Origin of the sequence: Polymorphobacter multimanifer, assembly GCF_014205635.1 — a bacterium.
Taxonomy (GTDB): domain Bacteria; phylum Pseudomonadota; class Alphaproteobacteria; order Sphingomonadales; family Sphingomonadaceae; genus Sandarakinorhabdus; species Sandarakinorhabdus multimanifer.
In genome coordinates, this window is the sequence record NZ_JACIIV010000018.1 from 21,773 (window position 1) to 44,431 (window position 22,659).

General features: G+C 67.1%; 25 protein-coding genes. 24 read left to right on the forward strand and 1 reads right to left on the reverse strand.

The features are described from left to right. Positions 1-3 precede the first annotated feature (3 nt). The 24 genes from FHS79_RS12545 to FHS79_RS12645 all read left to right on the forward strand — a co-directional run bounded on the left by FHS79_RS12545 (position 4) and on the right by FHS79_RS12645 (position 21,673). Complete coding sequence (locus FHS79_RS12545) at positions 4-708, forward strand: hypothetical protein (RefSeq protein WP_184200528.1); 705 nt, start codon at positions 4-6, stop codon at positions 706-708. Continuing rightward, positions 705-4,538 carry a hypothetical protein gene (locus tag FHS79_RS12550; RefSeq protein WP_184200531.1) on the forward strand — a complete coding sequence of 1,278 codons (3,834 nt, stop codon included), beginning with the start codon at positions 705-707 and terminating at the stop codon, positions 4,536-4,538. Before FHS79_RS12545 ends, FHS79_RS12550 begins: the two co-directional genes overlap by 4 nt. Then, entirely contained in the window at positions 4,538-5,152 is a 615-nt protein-coding gene (locus FHS79_RS12555) for a head-tail connector protein (RefSeq protein WP_184200534.1), read from the forward strand. Before FHS79_RS12550 ends, FHS79_RS12555 begins: the two co-directional genes overlap by 1 nt. A gap of 14 nt (positions 5,153-5,166) precedes the next feature. Further along, entirely contained in the window at positions 5,167-5,394 is a 228-nt protein-coding gene (locus tag FHS79_RS12560) for a hypothetical protein (protein WP_184200537.1), read from the forward strand. Further along, positions 5,391-5,519, forward strand: coding sequence for a hypothetical protein (locus FHS79_RS19185; protein WP_279380451.1), 129 nt, complete (start codon positions 5,391-5,393; stop codon positions 5,517-5,519). The genes FHS79_RS12560 and FHS79_RS19185 overlap by 4 nt, the downstream gene beginning before the upstream one ends. Then, entirely contained in the window at positions 5,503-5,835 is a 333-nt protein-coding gene (locus FHS79_RS12565; protein WP_184200540.1) for a head-tail adaptor protein, read from the forward strand. The genes FHS79_RS19185 and FHS79_RS12565 overlap by 17 nt, the downstream gene beginning before the upstream one ends. A 44-nt stretch (positions 5,836-5,879) precedes the next feature. Beyond that, entirely contained in the window at positions 5,880-6,365 is a 486-nt protein-coding gene (locus FHS79_RS12570) for a hypothetical protein (RefSeq protein WP_184200542.1), read from the forward strand. Then, positions 6,362-6,754 carry a hypothetical protein gene (locus FHS79_RS12575; protein ID WP_184200545.1) on the forward strand — a complete coding sequence of 131 codons (393 nt, stop codon included), beginning with the start codon at positions 6,362-6,364 and terminating at the stop codon, positions 6,752-6,754. Before FHS79_RS12570 ends, FHS79_RS12575 begins: the two co-directional genes overlap by 4 nt. 32 nt (positions 6,755-6,786) lie before the next feature. Continuing rightward, positions 6,787-7,203: a phage tail tube protein gene (locus tag FHS79_RS12580; protein WP_184200548.1), complete on the forward strand. Its 417-nt coding sequence runs from the start codon at positions 6,787-6,789 to the stop codon at positions 7,201-7,203. After that, entirely contained in the window at positions 7,200-7,574 is a 375-nt protein-coding gene (locus FHS79_RS18895; RefSeq protein WP_243452864.1) for a GTA-gp10 family protein, read from the forward strand. Before FHS79_RS12580 ends, FHS79_RS18895 begins: the two co-directional genes overlap by 4 nt. A gap of 50 nt (positions 7,575-7,624) precedes the next feature. Then, on the forward strand, positions 7,625-7,765 hold the full coding sequence (locus tag FHS79_RS19460; protein ID WP_373289734.1) for a phage tail assembly chaperone: 141 nt from the start codon (positions 7,625-7,627) through the stop codon (positions 7,763-7,765). Then, positions 7,762-9,594 carry a hypothetical protein gene (locus tag FHS79_RS12590; RefSeq protein ID WP_184200553.1) on the forward strand — a complete coding sequence of 611 codons (1,833 nt, stop codon included), beginning with the start codon at positions 7,762-7,764 and terminating at the stop codon, positions 9,592-9,594. The genes FHS79_RS19460 and FHS79_RS12590 overlap by 4 nt, the downstream gene beginning before the upstream one ends. After that, on the forward strand, positions 9,594-10,211 hold the full coding sequence (locus tag FHS79_RS12595) for a hypothetical protein (protein ID WP_184200556.1): 618 nt from the start codon (positions 9,594-9,596) through the stop codon (positions 10,209-10,211). The genes FHS79_RS12590 and FHS79_RS12595 overlap by 1 nt, the downstream gene beginning before the upstream one ends. Further along, complete coding sequence (locus FHS79_RS12600; protein WP_184200559.1) at positions 10,211-10,864, forward strand: hypothetical protein; 654 nt, start codon at positions 10,211-10,213, stop codon at positions 10,862-10,864. Before FHS79_RS12595 ends, FHS79_RS12600 begins: the two co-directional genes overlap by 1 nt. Beyond that, positions 10,861-11,352 (forward strand): DUF6950 family protein, encoded by a 492-nt coding sequence (locus FHS79_RS12605; protein WP_184200562.1) that lies wholly within the window; start codon positions 10,861-10,863, stop codon positions 11,350-11,352. The genes FHS79_RS12600 and FHS79_RS12605 overlap by 4 nt, the downstream gene beginning before the upstream one ends. Continuing rightward, a complete protein-coding gene (locus FHS79_RS12610; protein WP_184200565.1) occupies positions 11,352-15,551 on the forward strand; it encodes a hypothetical protein in 4,200 nt (1,399 codons plus the stop codon). Before FHS79_RS12605 ends, FHS79_RS12610 begins: the two co-directional genes overlap by 1 nt. Before the next feature lie 8 nt (positions 15,552-15,559). Further along, the gene (locus tag FHS79_RS12615) at positions 15,560-16,072 is read left to right on the forward strand and encodes a DUF4376 domain-containing protein (protein WP_207792341.1); all 513 of its coding nucleotides are present in this window, start codon (positions 15,560-15,562) and stop codon (positions 16,070-16,072) included. A 14-nt stretch (positions 16,073-16,086) separates the two neighbouring features. Beyond that, positions 16,087-16,221: a hypothetical protein gene (locus tag FHS79_RS19190; RefSeq protein WP_274603656.1), complete on the forward strand. Its 135-nt coding sequence runs from the start codon at positions 16,087-16,089 to the stop codon at positions 16,219-16,221. Further along, positions 16,221-16,928 (forward strand): glycoside hydrolase family 19 protein, encoded by a 708-nt coding sequence (locus FHS79_RS12620; protein WP_184200570.1) that lies wholly within the window; start codon positions 16,221-16,223, stop codon positions 16,926-16,928. The genes FHS79_RS19190 and FHS79_RS12620 overlap by 1 nt, the downstream gene beginning before the upstream one ends. Further along, a complete protein-coding gene (locus FHS79_RS12625; RefSeq protein ID WP_184200573.1) occupies positions 16,925-17,377 on the forward strand; it encodes a hypothetical protein in 453 nt (150 codons plus the stop codon). Before FHS79_RS12620 ends, FHS79_RS12625 begins: the two co-directional genes overlap by 4 nt. Positions 17,378-17,487: 110 nt before the next feature. Next, entirely contained in the window at positions 17,488-17,715 is a 228-nt protein-coding gene (locus FHS79_RS12630; protein ID WP_184200576.1) for a hypothetical protein, read from the forward strand. Positions 17,716-18,233: 518 nt separating this feature from the next. Then, positions 18,234-18,683 carry a (2Fe-2S)-binding protein gene (locus FHS79_RS12635; RefSeq protein ID WP_184200666.1) on the forward strand — a complete coding sequence of 150 codons (450 nt, stop codon included), beginning with the start codon at positions 18,234-18,236 and terminating at the stop codon, positions 18,681-18,683. Further along, on the forward strand, positions 18,680-20,866 hold the full coding sequence (locus FHS79_RS12640) for a xanthine dehydrogenase family protein molybdopterin-binding subunit (protein WP_184200579.1): 2,187 nt from the start codon (positions 18,680-18,682) through the stop codon (positions 20,864-20,866). The genes FHS79_RS12635 and FHS79_RS12640 overlap by 4 nt, the downstream gene beginning before the upstream one ends. Before the next feature lie 3 nt (positions 20,867-20,869). After that, entirely contained in the window at positions 20,870-21,673 is an 804-nt protein-coding gene (locus FHS79_RS12645; RefSeq protein WP_184200582.1) for a glucose 1-dehydrogenase, read from the forward strand. Positions 21,674-21,678: 5 nt separating this feature from the next. On the opposite strand, the gene FHS79_RS12650 is transcribed toward FHS79_RS12645, so the two are convergent. After that, the gene (locus FHS79_RS12650; protein WP_184200585.1) at positions 21,679-22,656 is read right to left on the reverse strand and encodes a zinc-binding dehydrogenase; all 978 of its coding nucleotides are present in this window, start codon (positions 22,654-22,656) and stop codon (positions 21,679-21,681) included. Positions 22,657-22,659 lie beyond the last annotated feature (3 nt).

The following is a 22,659-nucleotide window of genomic DNA, read 5'->3' on the forward strand; positions in this document are numbered from 1 at the left end:
TTAATGTCGGAGGTTTCAGTAACGGCGCCCGGCGCCGGGACGCCGCTGCGGTTCAATTTCGTCGGCGGCGTCAATCTCTCGGTCGCCAAGCTGGCATTCGGTGATGCCGATACCGCCACGCTGGTGCAGACCGGCTCCGGCCTGCCGGTGGCGGTGCAGGGGACGGTGCCTGTCTCGGGGCCGCTCACCGATGCGCAGGCCCGCGCTACGCCGCTGCCGGTGGCGGTGCCGGGCTCGGTGGCTGTTACCGGGCCTGCAACCGATACCCAGCTGCGCGCCACGCCGCTGCCCGTCCTGGTCTCCGGTGTCGCCACCGCAGCCGCACAGGGCACCGGCAACACCTCGCTTGCCAGCATCGACGGCAAGACGCCGGCGCTGGCGGGCGGGCGGGTGCCGGTGGTGCTCGATGCTGTGCCGCGGCTGGCCACCACCACCCGCGCCTATGCGGACTCGGTTCGGATCGTCACCGCCGGCACGGCAGCGGTGCGCACGACACTAGGCATCGCCGCCACCGAAGTGACGCTGTGCGCGACGGTCGATGGCTTCTATGCCATCGGCAGCGGCAGCGTGGTGGCGGCGAATGCGGCCGGCAGCTTCCCGGTGGCGGCGTTCGTGCCGTTCTCCGAGCAGATCACCAGCGGCCAGTTTATCAGCTTCATCCGCGCGGGCAGCACGGACGGCGCGCTTTTCATCAAGCCGGTGGCGTGATGTTTTTGGGTAGCGGCGTCGGGCGCATCGGTGGCGGCGGCAAGCGCCGCGCAGCTGCCGACATCATTGCGCCCAGCATCCCCGCGACCCTTGCTGTCAACTTCGGCGCGAAAACGCTTGTCGGCTATGGCGAAGCGGACCTGCAGTATGAGGGCGGCGGCGCGCTGACGATCGCCTCGGGCGACCCGCTCGGGCATTGGCAGATCACCGGCCGCAATCGCATCGCGCCGCGCAACGGGGCTGGCGCCTATGGCAGCGTGCCGCCTGCCTTCGCCGGGCCATACACGCTCGTCATCACCGATGGCACGGTGAGCTGCACCCTCACCATCAACATACTCGCCGATGCGGCGCATCTTTGCGCGGTCAACACCGGGCCGAACGCCGACTTCACCTATGGCTCGCCTGTCAGCCGCGGCCACCAGTTCGGCGGGTATCTGAACGTCGCCACGGCCATCGCGCTCGGGGATACCATCTGGTGCCGCTCGCACACCGAGTTCATGACAGACCCGGCCACGGCTGCAAATGGCGTAACGGCGCCAGAAATTCGTCCGCCGCTTGGCCTGTATCCCGGCACAGGCCGCATCACGATCCGCTCAGAGGTTGCCGACACTACCGGCTTCAACGGAGACGGCATCGCGCAGCGGCGTCATGGGTTCCGCATGGGCAAGTTGCTTGTCAGCGGAGCGCTGTGTGGCGCTGTAGCATTGCCTTTTGTCTGGCGCGACCTGTTTTTCTACCGCACCGGAGCCTCCGTTACCGGCCCTGTCATTCAATTCTCCGGCGGCACACCGCCGTTTGGCTGCGATTACATCAACAACCGATACGAGAACTTTGCCACAACGACCAACGCGGACTTCCTGCTTGATGGCATCCGTGACACAGGCAATGCAGGGCGTCAAATTATCGTTGAGAACAACATCTTCGTCCGGCTCGGCAAGTGCATTACTATCACGCAAGGCAATGCTATTGTGCGCGGCAACCACTGCAACGAAACCCTTGAGGACTTCATCTGGTTTGCCGGAGCCAATCTGCTGATCGAGGAAAACTTCGCGCACAACCGTCAGCCTGCCGATGATCCGACCGCGCACCCTGACTTTATTCAGGGCCACTCTGCGGTCTTTCCTCACTCAAACATCATCATTCGCCGCAACGTCTTTGCTCGTGATGCCAGCTTCGCTACTGGCCTCGATGTGCAGTTTATCTTCCTCGACGACAACCCGCCAGGTGTTAAGTCGCTCGGTGTGGAGGTTTATGAGAACATCGGCATCATCACCTACGGCAACGGCATTTTTCTCAATCAGGCTGTGGACCCGATTGTTGTGCGCAACACGGTTCTCACTGATTATCGTGGACAGGACACTATCACCGAAAGCGGCCTCAACCCGGCGCGAATTATCGCACCTGACTCGGCTCCGAGCACACGAGGCATTATTATTAACAATACTGCCAGCATGCTCGCGTTGAGCGGCTTTGTCGGAGCGGCACCAATTGCACCCAACAAAACGCTGCCGCTGCTTTCCACTTCAGCAGCAACACAGGCGTCCTATGTCGTTTCCATGCCTGCTTTCACAACGCGCATTGGCTCGATACCGCAGGCGTTGGCAGCATGTGCCCCGGCTGAGCTGGCTGTGGTTGACGGTGGGCTTCGCAACCCTGACTTCACCTACAACGGCGCTGTGCTGCCGAACGGCACATGGAACAATGGAGAAGTTTACGGCGAGCCTGAGTTCCCGCCTGTGCAGCTTACCCGCTTCGAGCCAAGCGGAGGCACCGCCGAGTTTGCAGGCATCCCTGTGGGCCTTGACCTGAACATTCCCTACAACCTCACGCGGCAGGGCTTCAGCGCGACAGGCGAGCCGATAACCATTCCAACAACCAGCTATGTCAACTGCCAGGTGCGCACGGCATGGAACAACCCTCCCGGCGCCAACCTGACTCAGACGCTGCCGCCAAACTATACCCGCACGGTCAACACCGTGGCGCTGTCGGACATCGTGTATGTCGGGGACAGCGCCGATGGTGTCATAAACGACAGCACACGCACCCCGCCCAAGCCGATCGTGCAGCGCCTCGGCATTGACCATCGGGTGACAGGCAACAGCGTGACGGTGGCGGTGATCGCCGCGCACTTTGACGGGCGCGCTCGCCAGCAGGTGCGCTGCGTCCGGTTCAGGGCTGTGCAGGGTGCCACGACGACGCCTTGGGTTGTGGCGTCCGCGCCGACGCTCAGTGCGCGTGCGGGCTGGGTCTATCAGGTGCCCGAGTATTCGGCGACGCTGGATGTTTCGACGCTCACCGACGCCGCCAGCTACCGAGTCGAGTATGAGGTAATCCCGTGGTTTGGCGTCCGCAACGACGCTTCGCCCTCGACCGATCCTATTCACCGCTCGTGGCTTGTGACCGATCCCTACAGGCTCGATGACAGCTTCGTGTTTGTCAAGAACGTGGCGCGCGCTGCCGACCCGGTGATTGCGGTAGTCAGGCCATCAATCGGCGTGACTGCCGGAGTGTTGGGCACCGTGTCCGACCCCGCCGCAGCACGCGCCACGCCGTTCAGCAGCATCAGCACGGCGATGGCAGCACTCAACACGGCAGGCGACAACAGCGGCTGTCAAATATGGATTGCCGAGACGCAGGCGGCGTCATGGGGAGCGGTGTCGCGCAATCATCGCGGTGGCGCGCTCATCATCCGGCGCGACCCGAGCGTGGCTGTTTCGGCATCCATCCTGCAAGCGTCGGCCGAGATCCGCCCTCAACTGGTGCCGACAGGCGGCTATATTGCCGGTATCTCCAAGTCTGTCCTTATCTTCGAAGACATCGAGGTTGCTCGTGGCCCTGTCAACAGCTACAAGTCGGAGACTTCTGCACCGCTCTATGTCGGCTATTCCAATGCCCGCTTTAATCCCGGCACGTCCACTGGCGCAATCATCGGCGGCTTGGGCCTGATCCCGGCGCTGCACTTCGACGGTGTGCAGTTCCTCGCAGCACCTGCCGGGTCAGCGTTCCTTGCCCCTGCCGCAGCGACCATGAAGCTTTTTCACGGTTGCAGCGTGATGAGCGTGACTTCCTTCAGCCACGACTGGCACAGCATCGTCGGCTCACGCTTTGAAAACGCGAACAACTTTACCATCGGCGCGGCCCGTAGCCAGAACGGCAATATGATTTATCACAGCTTCCTCGACGGGCTGGGGCAGAACAGTAACAACGCCATCCAGCTGGGCTACTCGCTCAACGCGACGAACAACGCCATCGTCAACAACACAACTGCATGGATTGGCACCATCAACAGCCGCATCATGCGCATATCCGGAGACAGCCCCGACATCGGCAACATCTCGCACTTTGTCGTTGTGCATAACAGTTTTGTTGGCGGACAAGCGAGCGGCACCCATGGCGGCTGCAACGCGCTTTACGACGAAAGCACCGCAGGCCCGCGCTTCCACGAGTTCGTGCGCTGGCAGGGCAATATCCACCGGAGCAAGGCGAGCAAGGCCGACATCACCTTCGGCAATGCGGCGCGGCGCGGCAACTTCGAGTATGACCATGGCATCGGTGCTGGCTGGAATTATCAGGAGGCCGAGGGCGGTTTTCCATGCACCAGCAATGGCGTGTTCTCGATCCGCCCTGCAGCCGATGGAGACCCGGCACTTGAGGCGGGCTTTATCGACAGGCGCACCAGCACCGCAGGGCCGACTGCGGGCAGCCTTGGTGGTAATTATCACCTTGCGCCGGATGCACCTGCCCGAGCGATCTCGGCGCCATCATCGGTAAGCCACGATCTCGACGGCAATGTGCGCGGCGTGACGGGCGCACCGGGAGCGTATGTCTGATGTTCGTCCACATGCTCCTCATGCTGTTGCAGGGCAGCACCACGCCGCCGCCGGACCCCGAGCCCGATCTGCTGATGCCGGTGAGCCTGGCCGAGGCCAAGGCGTGGCTGCGGGAGGATCTGGACGAGCATGATGCGCTCATCACCGCGCTGATCGGCGCGGCAGGATCGACCATCGAGCAGCAGACCGGCGTGGTGACCGGCGGGCAGCGGGTGGCGGAGTTTACCTACCCCACTTTCGGCGAACGCCTGGTGCTGCCGCGCCGGCCGCTGATCGAAGTGATTGGCATCGACTATGACGCGATGAGCGACGGCGCGGAATCGACGGTGGAAGAAGGCATCTGGCGGGTGCGCGAGTTTGCCGGCCAGCCGGCATTGCTGCCGATGCCCGGCACCAGCTGGCCGGGGGCCTTTGTGGCGCCGGGTGCGGTGCGGGTGGTGGCTCGGGTGGGCTATGCCACGCGCGGCGATGTGCCGGAGGCGCTGCGGCAGGCGGCGCTGATGCTGGTGGGGCATTGGTTCCACAATCGCGAGGCGGCGAGCACGGGCATGCAGGAAGTGCCGCTGGGCGCGCGGGCGCTGATGGCGCCGTTCAGGCGTGGGCTGATCGGGTGACGGAGGAGGCGGCGGTGAGCGGCATCAAGGTGCAGGCCATCATTGCCTGGGTGGCGCTGGCGTGTTCGCTCGGCGCGATCGTGTGGGACGCTGCCGAAAAGAGCAGGGACATCGAATACCATGGCAACCGGCTCGACAAGATCGAGGCGAGCACCGTGGTGGACAACCGCGCAATCATCGTGATGCAGCGCGACATTCAATTTCTGGCTGAACGGGCACGAAGGGAGGACGAAAAGCGATGACGATTTTTGATGCCGGCCCCGTGCTGATGGCGGCGGTGGCGATGCTGCTGGCGACCGCCAGCATGGTGCTGCGGGCCAGGGCGGAAGCGCCGCGGTGCGAGGTGAGCCATGATCGGCGCCGGTGACCTGCGTGAGCGGGTGATCATCCAGCGCCAGACGGTGGCCAGCGACGGCGCCGGCGGGGAGGTGCGCGACTGGGAGCAGTGGCTGAGCCTCGCCGCATCGGTGAAGCCGACGCGCGCCGGCGGCGAGGCCGTGATCGGCGAGGCTGTGCAGGGCGTGCAGGGCTTCACCGTGATCGTGCGCTTCGTCAACGGCATCGACATCACCAACCGGCTGCTGTGGCGTGGGCGGGTGCTGAAGGTGCTCTCCGCCGTAGACATGACCGGCAAGCGCGCCTTCACCAGCATCACCACCGATGACGGCGTGGTGACCGAGTGAGCAGCCAGCGCCGGGGCAAACGCGGCCTGCAAGGCGCGGCGCGGGTGCGGAAGATATTGAAGCTGCTGCCCGATGAGGCGCGCGCCAGCCTGATCGGCATCTACCGCGAGGAAGCGCCGGGCATCGTGGCGTTCATGCGCGGCCGGGTGCCGAAGCGCACCGGCTTTGGCGCATCTAGCATCAATTCGCGGATCCGCGAGAAAACGCTGTCGCTGCAGGTGGGGCTGCTCGGGGCGGCGCTGAACGGGCGGGGCAAGCGGGGCAAGCGGCTGGGCGGCAAGAAGGCGCGCTCGGCATTCTACCTCACCTTCCTGGAGCGCGGGCGCGGCGGCGGACGGACCCGGACCTTCACGCGCGCCACGCCATCGGGCGGGCGATCGAAGCCGTTCACCGCGCGCAAGAGCCCGATTTCGCGCGGACGGTATGACTTCATCGAGGGCGTGGCTGCGAAGGCGGTGATTGCCCGCATCCGGCCGAAGCTGGCGGCGGTGTGGGACCGGGCGCTGGCGAATTTGCGGGGTGTCTCATGAGCCTGTTCGCCGAGCATGTGGAGGCCGCTGTGCTGGCGAAGCTGGCCACCGCCGGGCTGAGCTATGAAGTTCTGGGCGTGGTGCCCGACAAGAAGCTGCCGCCGTACACCCTGGTTGCCGAAAGCGTGATGGACGATGTGGGCGGCAAGGGGCTGGTGATAGAGCAGCACCAGCTGACCATCCGCACGCTGGTGGCGGGCACATCGAAAACGCCGCTGTTGCGCGAGCAGGCGCGGATTACCGCCGCCCTCGATCGCCAGCCGCTGAGCCGGGCCGGGGTGCGGCTTTCCGCTGCCGAGGTGCGTGGCGGCGGCAACGCTCGTGAGGAGGGCGACGGCTATCTTCTCGCCGAATTGCAGGTGGTGGTGCGGGCGCGGCCGCCACTCTGATTTTTTGACCAGCGCAACCACAGGAGAAAACGATGAGTGACGGAAACGTTCGCCAGCTCTGGCTGGCGGCGCCGGGTGGCAGCCCGGTTTATGCCAAGATCACCCCGCAGCGGGACATGAGCCGATCGGACAGCCGCTCGACGCAGGATGCCGGTCACAAAAATTCCGGTGGCCTCAACCTCGCGCGCTCGGGCAACCGGACGATCAGCATCAGCCTCGACTTTGTGGCGGAATGGCCCGATGCCGCCGCCGAGACGGCCTATGCCGCGTACAAGGCCGGCACGCCGCTGCTGGTGCAGCAGCGCGATGGGCCCACCGATGTGGTGTTCGCCTGCGAAATGCTGCTCACCAGCTTTGCGGTGACCGATCCGTTCAACGGCGTGTCCACCGGCAGCCTGTCACTTTCGCCCTCGGCGATCCCGACCATCGATCTGCTGGTGGCACCATGAGCGAGGGCGCGCAGCCGAACAAGCATCGCGGCGATGTGGCGATCACGCTCGGCGGGCAGGCCAAGGTGCTGCGGCCGAGCTTCGAGGCGATGGTGGCGATCGAGGCGCAGTGCGGCTCGATCCTCACGCTGGCGATGCGTGCCGGGCAGCGTGGCGGCCAGCCGCTCGATACGGGCGAAATGGCGGTGATCATCGCCGAAACGCTGAAGGCCCATGGCCGGGACGAGAAGAGCACCGATGCAGGCGCGAGCACCGACAAGGTGCGCAAGCTCATCTTCGAGGCCGGGGTACACACGGTGGTGCCGGTGGTGGTGGAAGTGCTGATCGCCATGGTGCGCGGCGGCCAGTCGGACACGCCGGGAAACGCCTGAAGCCCGGCAATGGCGGCCGGGCTGCTACCGAATATCCATTCCGCGAGCTGCTGGGAGCGGCGGTTGTCCACCTCGGGTGGACGCCCGCCGCCTTCTGGCGCGCGACTCCGCACGAGTTCTTCGCCGCACAGGAAGCCATCCAGGCGGCGAATGAAGCGCGCGAGCAAGCCATGAGGGACGCTGGCCGATGAGCGAAAAGCAGGATCTTCGGCTCGACATCAGCGCCAACTCGCAGATCGCCCGTGCCGAGCTCGAAAAGCTGGCGACCGATCTGGAGCGGATGGACCGGCGCGTAGACCGCACGCAAGGCAACTTCGACAAGCAGTTCAGTGCCATCGATAAATCGGTGGGGCTGCCGAAGGCGAACATCGCGGGCTTTGTGGCGGCTCTCTCGATCGATGCGATCATCAGCTTCGGGCGCGGGATCCTCGAAGCGGCGGACAATATCGCCACCGCTGCCGACCAGGCCGGGCTGGGTGCCGAGCGCTACCAGACGCTGACTGAGGCACTGCGCGTGCTCGAGCTTTCCAGCGAGCAGACGGCGACGGTGTTCTCGAAGCTGCAGGATGCCATCGGCAGCGTGCAGGAGGGCACCGCCGCCCCGGCGCTGGTGGCCACGCTCGACCGGCTGGGCATTCTTTCGGGCATCCTTTCCGGCGAGATCACCACCACCGAGCAGGCTTTCGATGCGCTCGCGGAAGGGGTGAAGCGCTACAACAGCCAGGCGGCGTTTGCGGCCGATGTGACAGATGTGGTGGGCCGCAAGGCCGGGCCGGCGCTGGCGGCGGCGCTGAAGGGCGGCTCCGATGCGGTGAAGGAACAGGAGGACCGATTCCGGGAGACCGGGGCGGTGATCCAGAAGGAATATCTCGACCGGCTGGCGGATGCGAACGAGAAGATCGACGCCTTTTTCGCGGCCGGGCAGAACAAGGCGATTATCTGGGCGGCCGAGACGATCGACGCCTTCAGCCGTGCGGGTGCTGCGGCCGAGGATTATCTGAGCAAGGCGCTGCGCGCGGTGGATGCGGCGCTGGGCGTGGAAACGCGAATTGCACCAGCCGGAGCAGGTGCCGGGCGTGAGGCGCAGCGGGCGCGAGATGAGCAGACGCTTGCCGGGCTGAACCAGGGCACGGTGATTTACGAGCAGCGGCTGGAAGCGTTTCGCCAGAAGTATGGCGAAGACCCGACGATCACAGTGTCTGCCGCGCGGCGGGGTGAGGCGGTTGCAGATCCCCGCCTCAAGCCGACGAAGACCTCCGCCACAAAAGCCCGTGCCGCCGCCGTGCCGAAGGACGTTTACGGCGGGCGCACCGCGGCGCAGATCCGTGCGGGCGATGTGTTCGGCGCCAGCCCGGATGATTTCAGCCAGGGCTCGCTGCTACCGGACATCGACCGGGCACGGAGTGCTGCCGAGTCGCTGGCGGCGGCGCAGGAGCGGGCGCGCTCGGCATCGGCGGAGTATGAGGCCAACCTCGCCAAGCTGAAGCCCGAAGTCGATTTTCTCGGGCAGGCGATGGACGACATCTTTCGCAACACCAGCTTTTTCGTGGACGACATCTCGGGCGGCATCGCTGGCTGGGTGGTGGGTGCTAACAGCCTGGGCGATGCGCTGGAAGACAGCTTCAAGCGCGCCGGGGCATCCTTCCTGCAAAGCGGCATCAGCACGCTTTTCCGCGCCGGGCTGAACGCGGCGGTGCCGGGCCTCGGCTCGTTCGGCGGCTTTTTTGCCGAGGGCGGACGGCCACCGATGGGCAAGGCCAGCATCGTGGGTGAGCGCGGCATTGAGCTGTTCGTGCCCGATGTGCCCGGCACGATCATTCCCAACCACAAGCTGGGCGGCGGCGGCGGCGGGCCGCAAATCTTCGTGACGGTGGATGCGCGCGGCTCGACCGATCCGGCACTTGTGGAGCAGATTGCCACCCGTGCCATCTTGCGGGCGGCGCCGGCACTCGTGAACGCATCGAAAACCGAGACGCTCGGCACGCTCGGCCGGCGCTCGCTGCCGGGGGGCAGGCGCTGATGGCGCTGATTCCGCTCCCCACCGTTGGCACCCGGGATATCACCTGGGAGATCAGCGACCCTTCGATCAGCTCGCGGTCGATCATCACCCAGAGAACGAAGATCCTGATGCAGCCGGGCACCCGCTTTTCCGCGAAGGTCGATCTTTCGGTGCAGAACGCCGTGGAGGCGCGGGCATGGAAGCGCTTCTTCACCGCGCTCAAGGGCCGGGTGAACACCTTCGAGCTGCCGGCGGTAAAGCCGGGCGAGCAGGCGACGGTGACGCCGGCGACGGTTGCTATCATCGGCGGTCCGTACATGGGCGCCAGCATAGTGACGGCCGGCTGGGCGCGGCCCTCCCCGGCTGTGGTGATGCAGGCAGGCATGACGATCAGCCACGCCGGCCGGCTGCATGTGGTGCAGGCCGATGTGCTGGCCGGCGCGGCGGAGTTCGGGGCCGACCCCAATCTGGCACGCATCTTCGTTGGCCCCGAGGTGGACGTGAACACCATCGCCACCGCCGCCGTGCGGGTTGCATCGCCCGTTGGCACGATGCGGATTACCGGCGCCACGCTCGGCTGGGCCGATCTGCTCGAGAATTACCAGCCGCTGAGCTTCACTTGCGAGGAGGCGTTTTAGTGGATGATTTCAACAGCGCGGGCATTGCAGCACTTGAGGCGCAGATTCTCAACGTCCGCTGGATTGTGTTCCTCGATATCGCGAGTCTGCCGCTGCGGGTGACGAATGCCGATCGGCCGCTGCAATTCGATGTGCTGGTGGATGATCCGCTGCTGGCGGGCTTCACCTTCGGCAAGATCGACAATGTGCTCGATGTGAGCGAGGTGTTCCACCAGCCGGGCGGCGGGGCGGGGATGACCTTCATCCTTTCCGGCCTGACCGGCATCGACACCGCCGAATTGAACGCGATCGGCGACAAGAGCCGGTGGCAGGGGCGGCCCGCCGCGGTGTGGGCCGCGGTGCTCGATCCGGCCAGCCAGGCGGTGATCAGCGTCAAGCGCATCCACACCGGGCCGATGGGCGTGCCGAAGATCGGCTTCGATGGCAGCTCGCAGACGATCGTGCTCGATATCGAGAGCGAGAGCGCCATCTTCGCCGAGGCGGGGAACAGCAGCTACCTCGACCAGGCGCGGGTGGACCCGAGCGACGACATTGCCAGCGCGATGCTGGCGGCAGCCTCCGGCCTGACGCGCGGGCGCGGCATCGGCGGCACCGCTCCCAGCGAATTCGAGCGGCAGGTGGTGCCGTACTTCGAGCAGAGGTTCATCCCATGATTTCGGGGCCAATGATGCCGGTGCGCTTTCCCAACTGGCAGGAGCGGCTCGGCGACTTCATCGAGCGCCATGCCGAAACGCCGTTCCGCTGGGGCGAGCATGATTGCGGGCTGATGGCCGGGGCCGCCGTGGCGGCGATGACGGGCCGAGACTACACCACGCCGCTACGAGGCCGATACAGCACCGCCCGGGGCGCTGCGCGCGCGTTGCGGCGCTTCGGGGCGGGGAGCATCGCCGCGACCTTCACGGCAGCACTTGGCGAGCCGGTGCCGGTGATGCTCGGGCACCGCGGGGACATTTGCGGCTTCGAAGGGGCGGTGGGAATTTTGCTGCCCGAGCATGGGCTGTTCGTGGGGCGCGCCGCCGATGATGCGCCGGTGATGGAGACTCGCTGGGGAGCGCGGATCATGGGGCATGGCTGGGTGCGGGTGCCCCGCCAGCTGCTAGACCCGGTATGCTGGCATGTGCCTTTCGAGGGCGAAGGCTGATGGGCAAGATTCTCAAGCCCATCGCGATCGGCGCGCTGATTATCGGCGCGGTCGTGCTGACCGGCGGGGCGGCGGTGATCCCCGGCCTGGTCGCCACCAGCACAACCGCCGTGGTAGCGGGCACGACGCTCACGGTGGCGGTGGGCGCCACGGCGGCGACGGTCGCGGTGGCGGGCGGCATTGCCGGTGTGCTGGCCACGGCGGCACTCTCGATCGCGGCGGGCTCGATCCTTTCCGGGGTGGGGGCGATCTTTGCCAAGACGCCGCCGATCAGCGGGGCAACGCTCGGGCGGCTGAGCCCCAGCCTCAACGCGAATGTGCAGCGGGGCACGGTGTTTGGCACCACTGCGATGCACACTGATGTGCTCTACCTATGGTTCTCCGGCACCGATGAGGAATATGTCGATGCCATCGTGTGCCATGCCTCCCACCGCTGCCACGCGGTGCGCGAGATGTATTTCGACGGGAAGCTGGCCTGGACGGCGGCCGGCGGGGTGCAGGGTGAATTCGCGGGCTATCTGACCGTTGCGGTGAGGTTGGAAGGCACCGCCGCCAACGGGGTGACCTTCGGCGGGTGGAGTGCGGCGAGCCAGAAGGCCATCGGTCTTTGCTACAGCCACATCCGGGTGAAGCGCAGCGGCAACACGAAAACCACCACCTCGCCGCTGCCGGGCGGGCTGCCGGGGCAGATGGTGGTGATCGGCGACGGGATGCCGGTTTATGATCCGCGCCGCGACAGCACCGCCGGCGGCAGCGGCAGCCACCGCCTGAACGACAACACCACCTGGCAATTTGTGGATGGCGGCACGGTGCTGGGAAGCAACACGGCCCTGCAGGCGCTGAGCAACTGCCGGGGCTGGTGGAAGAACGGCCAGCGACTGGTGGGCGGCTCGGCCAGCCCGGCGCGGCTCAATGTGGCGAGCTTTGCTGCGGCGGCCAACCTTTGCGATGAGGTGATTTCGCTTTCGGGCGGTGGCAGCCAGAAGCGCTACGAGAGCGGCGCGGTCTTCCGCGATGACCAGCCGGTGTCCGGCCAGCTCGATGTGCTGATGACGGCGTGCCAGGGCGAGATCGATGACAGCACCGGGCGGATTGCGATGCGCATCCGCCACAATGACCTGGCCGATGTGGCGCTGGCGCTGGGGCCCGACGACATCACCGGGTCCGGCAGCTATGTGCCCGCGCTGAAGCTGAGCGAGACCTTCAACATCGTGCGCGGCCGGTTTGTGGATGGCTCCGCCACCGGGCTTTACCAGCTCAATGATTATGCGCCGATCGTGCTCACCAGCCCCGATGGGGTGGAGCGGGTGCGGCCGGCGGACTTCGGCGCGGTGCAGGACGGGCGGCGGGCCACGCGGCTGGCGCGCGGCATTGCGCAGAGTGCGCAGTTTCCCGGGATCTTCACCGGCATCTTCGGACCAAGGGCGCTGCTGCTACGGCGCGGCAAGATCGTGACGCTGACGCTGCCGCAGCTGAACTTCGTGGCCAAGAAATTCCGGGTGCTGAGCCAGAGACTGGAAATGACCAGCGGTGATGTGGAGATGCAGCTGGGCGAGGAAGACCCGGTGATCTACGCCGGCGACGGCGGCGAGGAAGGCCCGGTGGTGGTGCCCGCTCCGGTGCTGTTCGACGGGACGCAGTATCCGATCGTGCCGCTCGGCGTGGAGCAGGGCGCCACCCGCAACAACCCGCGCGGCACTTACAACGCCGGGGCAACCTATGTCTTCGGCGATTCGGTGATCTTCGCCGGCTCCACCTATCAGCTGATCGTGTCGAACAGCATCGGCAACGCGCCGCCGGACGTGGCGCGCTGGGCGCTCGTGGCGGCGGCAGGTTCCGGCGTGCCCGGTGCAGATGGCCTTCCCGGCATCACCATCGAGGTGACGAACGAAAACCATTCGGTGGCCACCGAGGCGGATGGTTCGGCGGGCAGCTACACCGCTGCCGGCGGGCTGATGCGGCTGACGCGCGGCACCACCGTGCTGACGCCGGTGTTCAGCATCGCCGCCGCCACGCCTGCCACCAGCTGGATTACCATCGATGCGAGCACTGGCGTTTACACGGTGACCGATCCCGGCGTGACGCAGGCCACCGCGACGCTGCGCGCGGCCTGGGCGGGGCTGAATTATGACCGTACCTACACGCTGAGCAAAACCTTGCGCGGGGTGGAGGGGCCGAACCTGCAGCTCAGCGCGAGCTCGCAGGGGTTCATCTTCCTCGACAATGTGGCGACGCCGGGAAGCCAGACGATTACGCTTACCGCTGCGCTCACCAACCTTTCGGGCACCGCCACCTTCAGCGCCTCGCCATCGGTGACGGTGGCGGGCAGCGGCAACAGCCGCACGCTGGCGATCGGCGATTTCGGGGCGAACCGGCAGGTGACGGTGGAAGCCACGCTTTCCGGCATTACCGACCGCATCACTATCGTGCGGCTCGACCGCAGCACGGCGGACGCGGGCGCGAACCTGGTGGCGGCGGCGAACAGCAACCGGGTGCCGTTCAGCCGCATGGAGCGCAAGACCGAGGGCTGGGGGGTGCTGTTCAACCCGTTCTCGCTGGCCTTCACCGAAGGCGATGGCGATTTCGAAAACCGGCGTTTCTATGCGGCCTTTGTGACCGCGACTGCAAGCGCACAGTTGATCAGCATCGGCAGCACTACGGCAGGCGAAATGCGCGTGAGCGCCCTTGAGCGCCTCTCCGTATCGGGGCGCGTCGATGCCTTCGGCTTCGTGAGCAGCTGGTTGTTCCGCGCTGTCATCCGGCTCGCCGATGGCAGCTTCGCTTTCGAGACAATTGCGTTCGGCAGCGGTGCTATCGGAGCGGCGACCCTGACTACCGGCTTCATCGTGATGCCAGCCACTGCCGTCGCGATGAGGCTGGAGCTTCTCGCGATCACCAGCGGCGCAGGTGCCATGACGCTGGCGATCTCCGAGCCGATGGTAACGAGTGCGGTCACCGGGCAGGCGTTGCACCCGCCGTTCACGGCCGGTCCGAATGCGCAGTCCGGCGCCACGGTTGGTGCGCCTGCCGGCACGATGGTGGGCGGGCAGGAGGCGGCGGCGTTGGTGGCGGATGCTGCCACGGCGAAGGCCGATGCGACAACGGCGCTGGTGGCGCTGGGCGACATCGCCAGCGATGGCATGTTCTCGGTGCCCGAGAAGCTTCAGGTTCGCACGCTGCGCGATGCGATCGAGATCGAATATCCGGTGCTGCTGGCACGCGCCGCGACCTTCGGTGTGAGCAGCTCGGCCTACACCTCGGCGTACAACGCGCTCATCAGCTACCTCGCCTCGGTGGCGATCGACACCAACGTCAAAACCAGCATTTCGCGCTCGGCCTTCGCCGCCGCCTTCGCTGCCTATTTCGATGCGCGTGATGACATGGCGGATGCGAATGTCGCCGTGGCCTCGCAGCGCGCGACATGGGCGACCGTGAGCGGCACCGGGCGGCCGGCGGACAATGCCGATGTGACCGCGGCGAATGCGCCGGTGGCGGTGCCGGCGGCGACACAGGTTATCCGCACTGATTCGGCGTTCACCGCTCTCGCGGGGCAGCTGCCCCGCGAGGCGCAGTTCCGGCTGCGGGTGGGGGGCGTTGACGTCACCACCTCGGCCGCCTGGTCGAGCGTTTCCTACAGCAATACTGCCACAATCGGCGGATCGACCGGGTTGCTCACCATCACCGCGATTTCGGGCGATGGGCGGGTGGACGTGCAGGCGGTCTATGCCGGTGTCACCTATCCCGCGACGATGGGCGTGATCCGCCAGCGCGAGGCACCGCCCACGAGCGGCGGCGGTGGCTCGGGGAGTGCGGGCTCGGCTTCGGGGACGATCAGCTTCCTCACCTCGAGCACCAGCTACGGCAGCCCGGCGCTCGACTTGACGGTGACGGCGGGCAGCGGCGGCAGCGTGGCGCTGGCAGCGGCGGCTTCCTACACCAGCGGCACGCCGGGCGTGGTGCTGGGCGCGGCGGGCAAATGGCAGTGGCGGATCGTCGGCGGCACCTTTGCCGATGTGACCGGCGGCGAGGGCTTCCATTCGGTGAGCGCCGATGATGTTGAGTTCGGCATCATCGAGGTCAACCGCACGCAATCGGGGCTGACGGCGGGGGGAAACTACCAGTTCCAGTTTCTTCTGCGCTCCGGCTTTGGCGGCGTGACAGCGAGCTTCGGCGGCGGCGGATCGGCGGTGGCCTCATGATTGCGATCGTGCACGACGAAACCGGCGAGTTGCGCTTTGTGGAGACGATGGGCGGCATGGGGCCGGAGTGGCTCGTGGTGGCGGAGGAGGCGCCCGAGGGCCTTGCTGACACGCCCTGGCTTGTGGTGGAGGGCGCGCTGGTGCCCGATCTGGCGGCGGTGCGGGCGGTGCAGCGGGCGCTGATCAACGGTGCCCGCGACGCAGCGCGCGATGGCGGCGTGGACACGCCGAGCGGGCGCTTCGACAGCGATGCCGAAAGCCGGGGGATGCTCAACGGTGCTGTGACCACTGCGATGCTGGCGACGCAGCAGGGGGGCGCCTTTTCGGTTGACTGGACGCGCGCCGATGACAGCGAGGTGAAACTAGATGCGCAGGCGGTGGCGGTTGCCGGTGTGGCGGTCGCGGCCTGGGTGAGTGCCGTGCACGAGCGATCGCGGGTGCTGAAGGCGCGCATCGATGCAGCCGAGACGGTGGAAGAGATTCGAGCGGTGATCTGGTCGCTCGTGGATGAGGAGGACTGACTGTGGAGATTGATATGATCGTGATCTTTCTGATCGTGCTTGTGGTCGCTGGGCTGCTTGTGTGGCGCTCGTGGCGGCACCGGCCGCCGGCTCCGGGTGCGGACCTGGCCGAGCGCGATGGTGACCAGCCGCCGCGTGCCGAGCCGTGATGCGGCCGGCGGCTGTCGAATGGCCAGTGGTGCAGCGGCGGCTCGGTGTGGCGGCGGATGGACTGCCGGGGCCGGTGACCTTTGCCGCCCTGTTTCGCGCGATGGGAGCGGACCGGCTGGCGGTGCCGCTGGGGGCGGCGGCGTTCGCTGCGCTGCAGCCGGCCGGGATCCTCTCCACGCAAACGCGGCTGGGGCACTGGCTGGGGCAGAATGCGCATGAGAGCCTTGGCTTCACGCGGCTGGTCGAGAGCCTGAACTATACTTCGGCGGCGCGGATCCGGGAGGTGTGGCCCAGCCGGTTCCCCACCGTTGCTGACGCCATGCCGTTCGTGCGGCAGCCCGAGCTGCTCGCCGAACACGTTTATGGCGGGCGGATGGGCAACAGCTGGCGGGGCGCTGGCTGGCGGTTTCGCGGGCGCGGGCTGAAGATGATCACCGGGGCGAACAACTACGCCTGGCTGCAGCAGATCACCGGCGTGCCGCTGATGCAGCAGCCGGACCTTGCGGCCGAGCCGGCCACGGCGCTGCGGCTCTCGGCTGCCTATTGGGCGCATGTGGGGTGCCATGGCTGGGCCGATGCCGATGATGTGCGGCGGCTGTCGAACCTCATCAACCGGGGCGATGCGCGGGCCCCGCAATCCCCGATCGGGCTGGCGGACAGGGTGGCGCGCACGCGGCGCGCGGCGGCGCTGATCGGCGGGCAGTGAGGGGGCTGGGCCGGCTGCTGCGCGGCCTGACCACGGCCAAGGATGGCACGACGCCCTCGGTCATCCGCATCTGGGGGCTGGCCTTTGCGCTGATCGATCTGGCGATGAGCATGAGTTTCCTCGCGCTGGTGTGGATGGCGGCGGGCGGGCGCGTGGCGATGGGCTTTGACGTGATGAGTGCTGCGCAGGGCTTCGGGCTGCTGATGGCGGCGCACTGGGCCGGGCTGGCCGGCTTTGCGGCGGCGCTGCGGTGGCAGGCGAGCGTGACGGCGGGCAACGACTTTGGAGGTATATATGGGCGTTCTGATGGTTCTGAGGCGGGTGCCGGCTTGGGCGTGGAAGTTAGCGGGGGCAGTGCTGACGCTGCTGCTGGTGGAGTGGCTGCTGGCCGCCCGGGTGGAGCGGCGGGTGGACCAGGCGCGGAAGGATGGGGCGGCGGCGCAGGCTGAGATGGACCGCGCCGCGTTCAGGGATGCGCAGCTGCAGGCCGAGGCCAACCAGGCGGCGCGCGTGGCGAACGTAAAGGCGGCTGATGCTGCTGTGGCGAGGAGGACGGAAGATGCGCTTCGGGAAAAGCTTGACGATGTGCGCCGGGATGCTGGTGCTCTGCGGGTGCGGTGGCAAGCGGCCCGTGCCGATCCGGGTGGCGCCGGCGGTGGTGGTGTGCCCGGCGCTGCCGGTGCCGCCGCCCGCGCTGCTGATGCCGCCTGCGCGGCCGGCGGGGGGCTACCTTTCGACGTTGCCCTTCCTGCCCTCGAAGACGCGGAAGCCGACGCCGCACGACTGAGGGCGTGGGCTGAGTGGTGGGCTGGGGTGGAGGCCGTGGAGCGGGATTGATTAAAGGCACGGCTGCAGCAGTGTTTGGCGCAAAGGGGCGGCGAGGCTTGGCCTCGCCGCCTTTTGCTGTGTCTGGCGGCCTTCGAGACGGGGGGGAGGGTAAAACTGTGGTGATCGAAGGCCTCAAGACCACCCGCGAAAGTTCCTTTGCACTCACAGCGAATTTGGGAGGGGGGGTAACGATCGAGGTGAGCTTGGGACCGAACTGGGACCGAAGCCCCCCTGCACTTCCCGGTTTGTTCTGGCGTAATCGCTGCAGCTACCTTGGTAGCTGCCCTTCGAAGCGGCCCATTTTCACGGGAGCGGTGAGCAATCGCACTGCTGAGGTCAGGGGTTCGATCCCCCTCTGCTCCACCACGCATCGTCATACGCGCACTATCGGTCGGCCTGCGTACAAAGCTGCGTGACGTTGCTAGTCTGCCGCGCTAGGGTTTGAAAACGAAAGTCGGTGGGGATCAGCGCGTGCAGATGAACATCAATGGCAAGCCGGTGACACTGGAGGCGGATGGCGACATGCCGCTGCTCTGGGCGCTGCGCGACGTGATCGGCCTCACGGGCACCAAATATGGCTGTGGCGCCGGGCTTTGCGGAGCCTGCACCGTGCATCTCGATGGCGCCCCGGTACGCGCCTGCCAGACTCCGGTCGCCGATGTCGGCACGGCGAAGATCACCACCATCGAAGGCCTTTCGGCCACCGACCTAGGGCGCAAGCTGCAGGCCGCCTGGGCGGCGCTCGACGTGCCGCAATGCGGCTATTGCCAGGGCGGGCAGCTGATGGCCGCCGCTGCACTGCTCAGGGACACACCCAAGCCGAGCGATGACGACATCGACGCCGCCATGGCCGGCAACCTCTGCCGCTGCGGCACCTACACGCGCATCCGCGCGGCCATAAAGCAGGTAGCGGGAGTGAGGGCATGAACGCGCTTCCCCTCAGCCGCCGGCAGATGCTGTTCGCCGGTGCCCTCGCCGGTGGCGGGCTGTGGTTCGGCGCCGGACCTGCAGGTGCGGCACAGGATGGCGTGGCCGGCAGTCCGGGCGCAGGGCTCACCGCCTTCATCCGCATCATGCCCGACAACCGCATCACCATCGTCTCGCAAAATCCCGAGATCGGCCAGGGCATCAAGACCTCGATCCCGATGCTGATCGTCGAGGAGCTCGATGCCGACTGGAGCCAGGTGACCATCGAACAGGCGCTCGCCGACCAGAAGATTTACGGCCGCCAGGTCGCCGGCGGCTCGATGGCGACGACGCTCCTCTATGATTCGATGCGCCGCACAGGGGCTGCCGCGCGCGCCATGCTGGTGCAGGCCGCTGCCACGCGCCTCGGCGTGCCGGTGGGTGAATTGACCACCGGCAGCGCCATGGTGCGCCACGCTGCCAGCAACCGCTCGCTGAGCTATGGCGCGCTCGCTGCCGATGCCGCCACGCTGCCGCTGCCGGACCTCAAGGCCGTGACGCTCAAGGACCCCAAGGCCTTCAGGATCGTCGGCAAGCCGATGCCGGGCGTGGACAATATGAAGGTCGTCACCGGCGCCCCCCTGTTCGGCATCGATGCCAGCGTGCCGGGCATGAAGATCGCGATGTTCGTCAAATGCCCCTGCTATGGCGGCACCGTCGCATCGGCCAACCTCGATGCCGTCAAGGCCATCAAGGGTGTGCGCAACGCCTTCATCGTGGCGGGCAACGGCGATGATTACGAACTCGCCGCCGGCGTCGCGATCATCGCCGACACAACCTGGGCCGCGATGAAGGCACGCGAGGCGCTGCAGGTCGAATGGGCGCCGGGTGCCGGGGCCGACCAGTCGAGCGAAGGCTTCGCCAAGGCCGCCGCTGCCCTTGCCGGCACGCGCGGGCCACAGGAGATCTTCACCGAAGGCGATGCCGCCGCCGCCATGCCGGGTGCTGCCAAGCGCCTCAAGGCAAGCTACCACTACCCATTCCTCGTCCACGCCCCGCTCGAGCCGATGAACTGCACCGCGCGTGTCGATGGCGACAAGGTCGAGCTCTGGGCGCCGACGCAAAATCCAGAGCCCGGCCGCGCCTCGATCGCCAAGCTGCTCGGCGTGGCGCCCGAAGCGGTGGTCATCCACATGATGCGCTGCGGCGGTGGCTTCGGCCGGCGGCTGACCACCGAATACATGACCGAGGCGGCCTGGATCGCCCGCGAAGCCAAGGTGCCGGTCAAGCTGATCTGGACGCGCGAGGACGATGTCACCCGCGGCAACCTCCGCCCCGCCGGCTGGCACCACCTCGAAGCCGGGCTCGACGCAGACGGCAAGGTGACCGCCTGGACCAATCATTTCGTCAGCTTCGGCAAGGAGGGCAAGTTCGGCCGCGCCGCTGCGATCGAAACAACGCAGTTTCCGGCGCGCTTCGTGCCCAACTTCCGCTGCGATGCGACCGTGCTCGATCTCGCCGCCCCGACCAACTTCCTGCGCGCCCCCGCCAACAACGGCTTCGGCTTCGTGATGCAGAGCTTCATCGACGAGCTGGCGTATCTCGCAGGGCAGGACCCGGTCGCCTTCCGCCGCACCCTGCTGGGCACCCCCCGCCTCGTCGGCCCCGCCGACAAGCGCGACAGCTATGATGCCGCGCGTGCCCTTGGCGTGCTCGACAAGGCCGCCGCCATGGCTGGCTGGGGCCGCAAACTGCCCAAGCGAGAAGGTTTGGGCATCGCCTTCCACTTCAGCCACCTCGGCTATTTCGCCGCCGCGATGGAAGTCGCCGTTGCCGATGCCGGCGATGTGAAGGTGAAAAAGGTCTGGGCCGCCGGCGATGTCGGCCGCCAGATCGTCAACCCCTCGGGCGCCATCAACCAGGTGCAGGGCTCGGTCATCGATGCCATCGGCTCGGCGATGGGCCAGGCTGCCACCCTCTCGGGCGGTGCCATCGAGCAGCGCAACTATGATGGCTTCCCCATCATGCGGATGCCCGACACGCCGCCGATCGAAGTGGCGTTCGTTCTCTCCGACCATCCGCCCACCGGCCTCGGCGAGCCCGCCTATCCCGCCACCCCCCCGGCACTCGCCAACGCCATCTTCGCGGCGACCGGCGTGCGCCTGCGCAGCCTTCCGATCGACACCGAGCTTCTCAAGGCCTGATCCATGCGGCTCGCAGGCAAGTCGGCGCTTGTCACCGGGGCCGCTCGCGGCATCGGCGCCGCGATCGCGCAGGCCCTTGCTGCCGAAGGCGCGCGGGTGCTCGTCACCGATATCGATGGTAACGGTGCCGCTGCGGTTGCGGCCAGCATCGGCGACACCAGCCGGGCCATGGCGCTCGATGTGCGCAGCGAAGCGGAGTGGGACGCTGCGATCGACGCCGCGACCGCCCATTTCGGCGGGCTCGACATCCTGGTGAACAACGCCGGCATCACCGGCTTCGAAGCCGGCCCCGTCGCCCATGATCCCGAACATGCCAGCCTGGCGGACTGGCGCGCCGTGATCGAGACCAATCTCGACGGCGTCTTCCTCGGTTGCCGGGCGGCCATCCGCGCCATGCGCCCGGCGGGCCGGGGCAGTATCATCAACATCTCCTCGCGGTCGGGCCTCGTCGGCATCCCGGCCGCATCGGCCTATGCCGCGTCCAAGGCTGCAGTGCGCAACCACAGCAAGTCGGTCGCCCTCTGGTGCGCCGGACAGGGGCTCGATATCCGCTGCAATTCGGTCCACCCGGCCGCAATCCTCACGCCGATGTGGGAGCCGATGCTCGGTGATGGCCCGGAGCGGGAAGCCAATATGGCGGCGCTTGTTGCCGACACGCCGATGCGACGCTTCGGGACTGTCGAGGAGGTTGCCGCCGTTGTCGTGATGCTGTCGTCGGACGAGTGCCGCTACATGACCGGCACCGAAATCACCATCGACGGCGGGCTTCTGGCTGGCAGCGCCGCCTCACCGGCGGTGGCCGACTGAGCCGGTCAGGCGCTGGCTTCGTTCGGCGCCATTTTGATGATCGTCTTGGCGGACAAGACTCCGGCCGCCATGCCGGCAATCGCCTGTGCGCCATCGGCAAGCGCGAAGACGCTGCCGATATGCGGCTTCAATGCCTCCGCGCGTGCGTCGATGGCGGCCATGGCCGCCGCCCCTGCGGCAGGATCCTGCCGGCCATGTTCGCCGGCGCGCACGCCGATGATCTCGATCTCCTTCAGCAACGCGCGGTTGAGCGCAAGCGGAGGCGCCTGGCCGCCGGTAAAGCCGATGATCGCATGGCGCCCGCCGCGCGCCAGTGTGCGCAATGCCGGCATGAACAATGCGCCGCCGACGGGATCGAATACCAGGTCGATCCCCCTTGCCGCAATTTCCGGCGCCGCGCGGTCGATCTGCACAATGTCATGCGCACCCGCTGCACGCGCCAGCTCCAGCTTTTGCGCCGACGAGGCAACGGCCGTCACATGCGCGCCCTCGGCAACAGCCAGCGCCACGGCTGCAAGCCCCATGCCGCCGCCGGCCCCTGTCACCAGCACCCGCTCGCCGCGCCGCAACCGCCCTCGCACCATCAGCCCCACCCAGGCGGTGAGCGCGCCGACAGTGAAGGCGGCCGCCTGCAGGTCGTCGAGCCCCGGCGGAACGGCACGCACCTGTGCCGCAGCCAGCGTCACGCGTTCGGCAAGCAGCCCCTGCCGCGCACCCGTTATCACCCGGTGGCCAAGCCAGTGCTCGCTCCCCTGCCCCGCCGCCACCACGACCCCGCACCCCTCGGTGCCGGGGATGAAGGGCAATTGCGGGCGAAATTGATAGCCGCCACGCAGCATGAGCATATCGGGAAAGTTGAGCGCAACGGTGAGCATCCGAACCGTCACTTCGCCCGGCCCGGGGGGATGCGGCTCGGGCCAGTGGCGCTCGAGGGTCAGCCCCGAAAGATCGGGCGACAGGGCATGGCAGACCAGCGCGAGCACCGC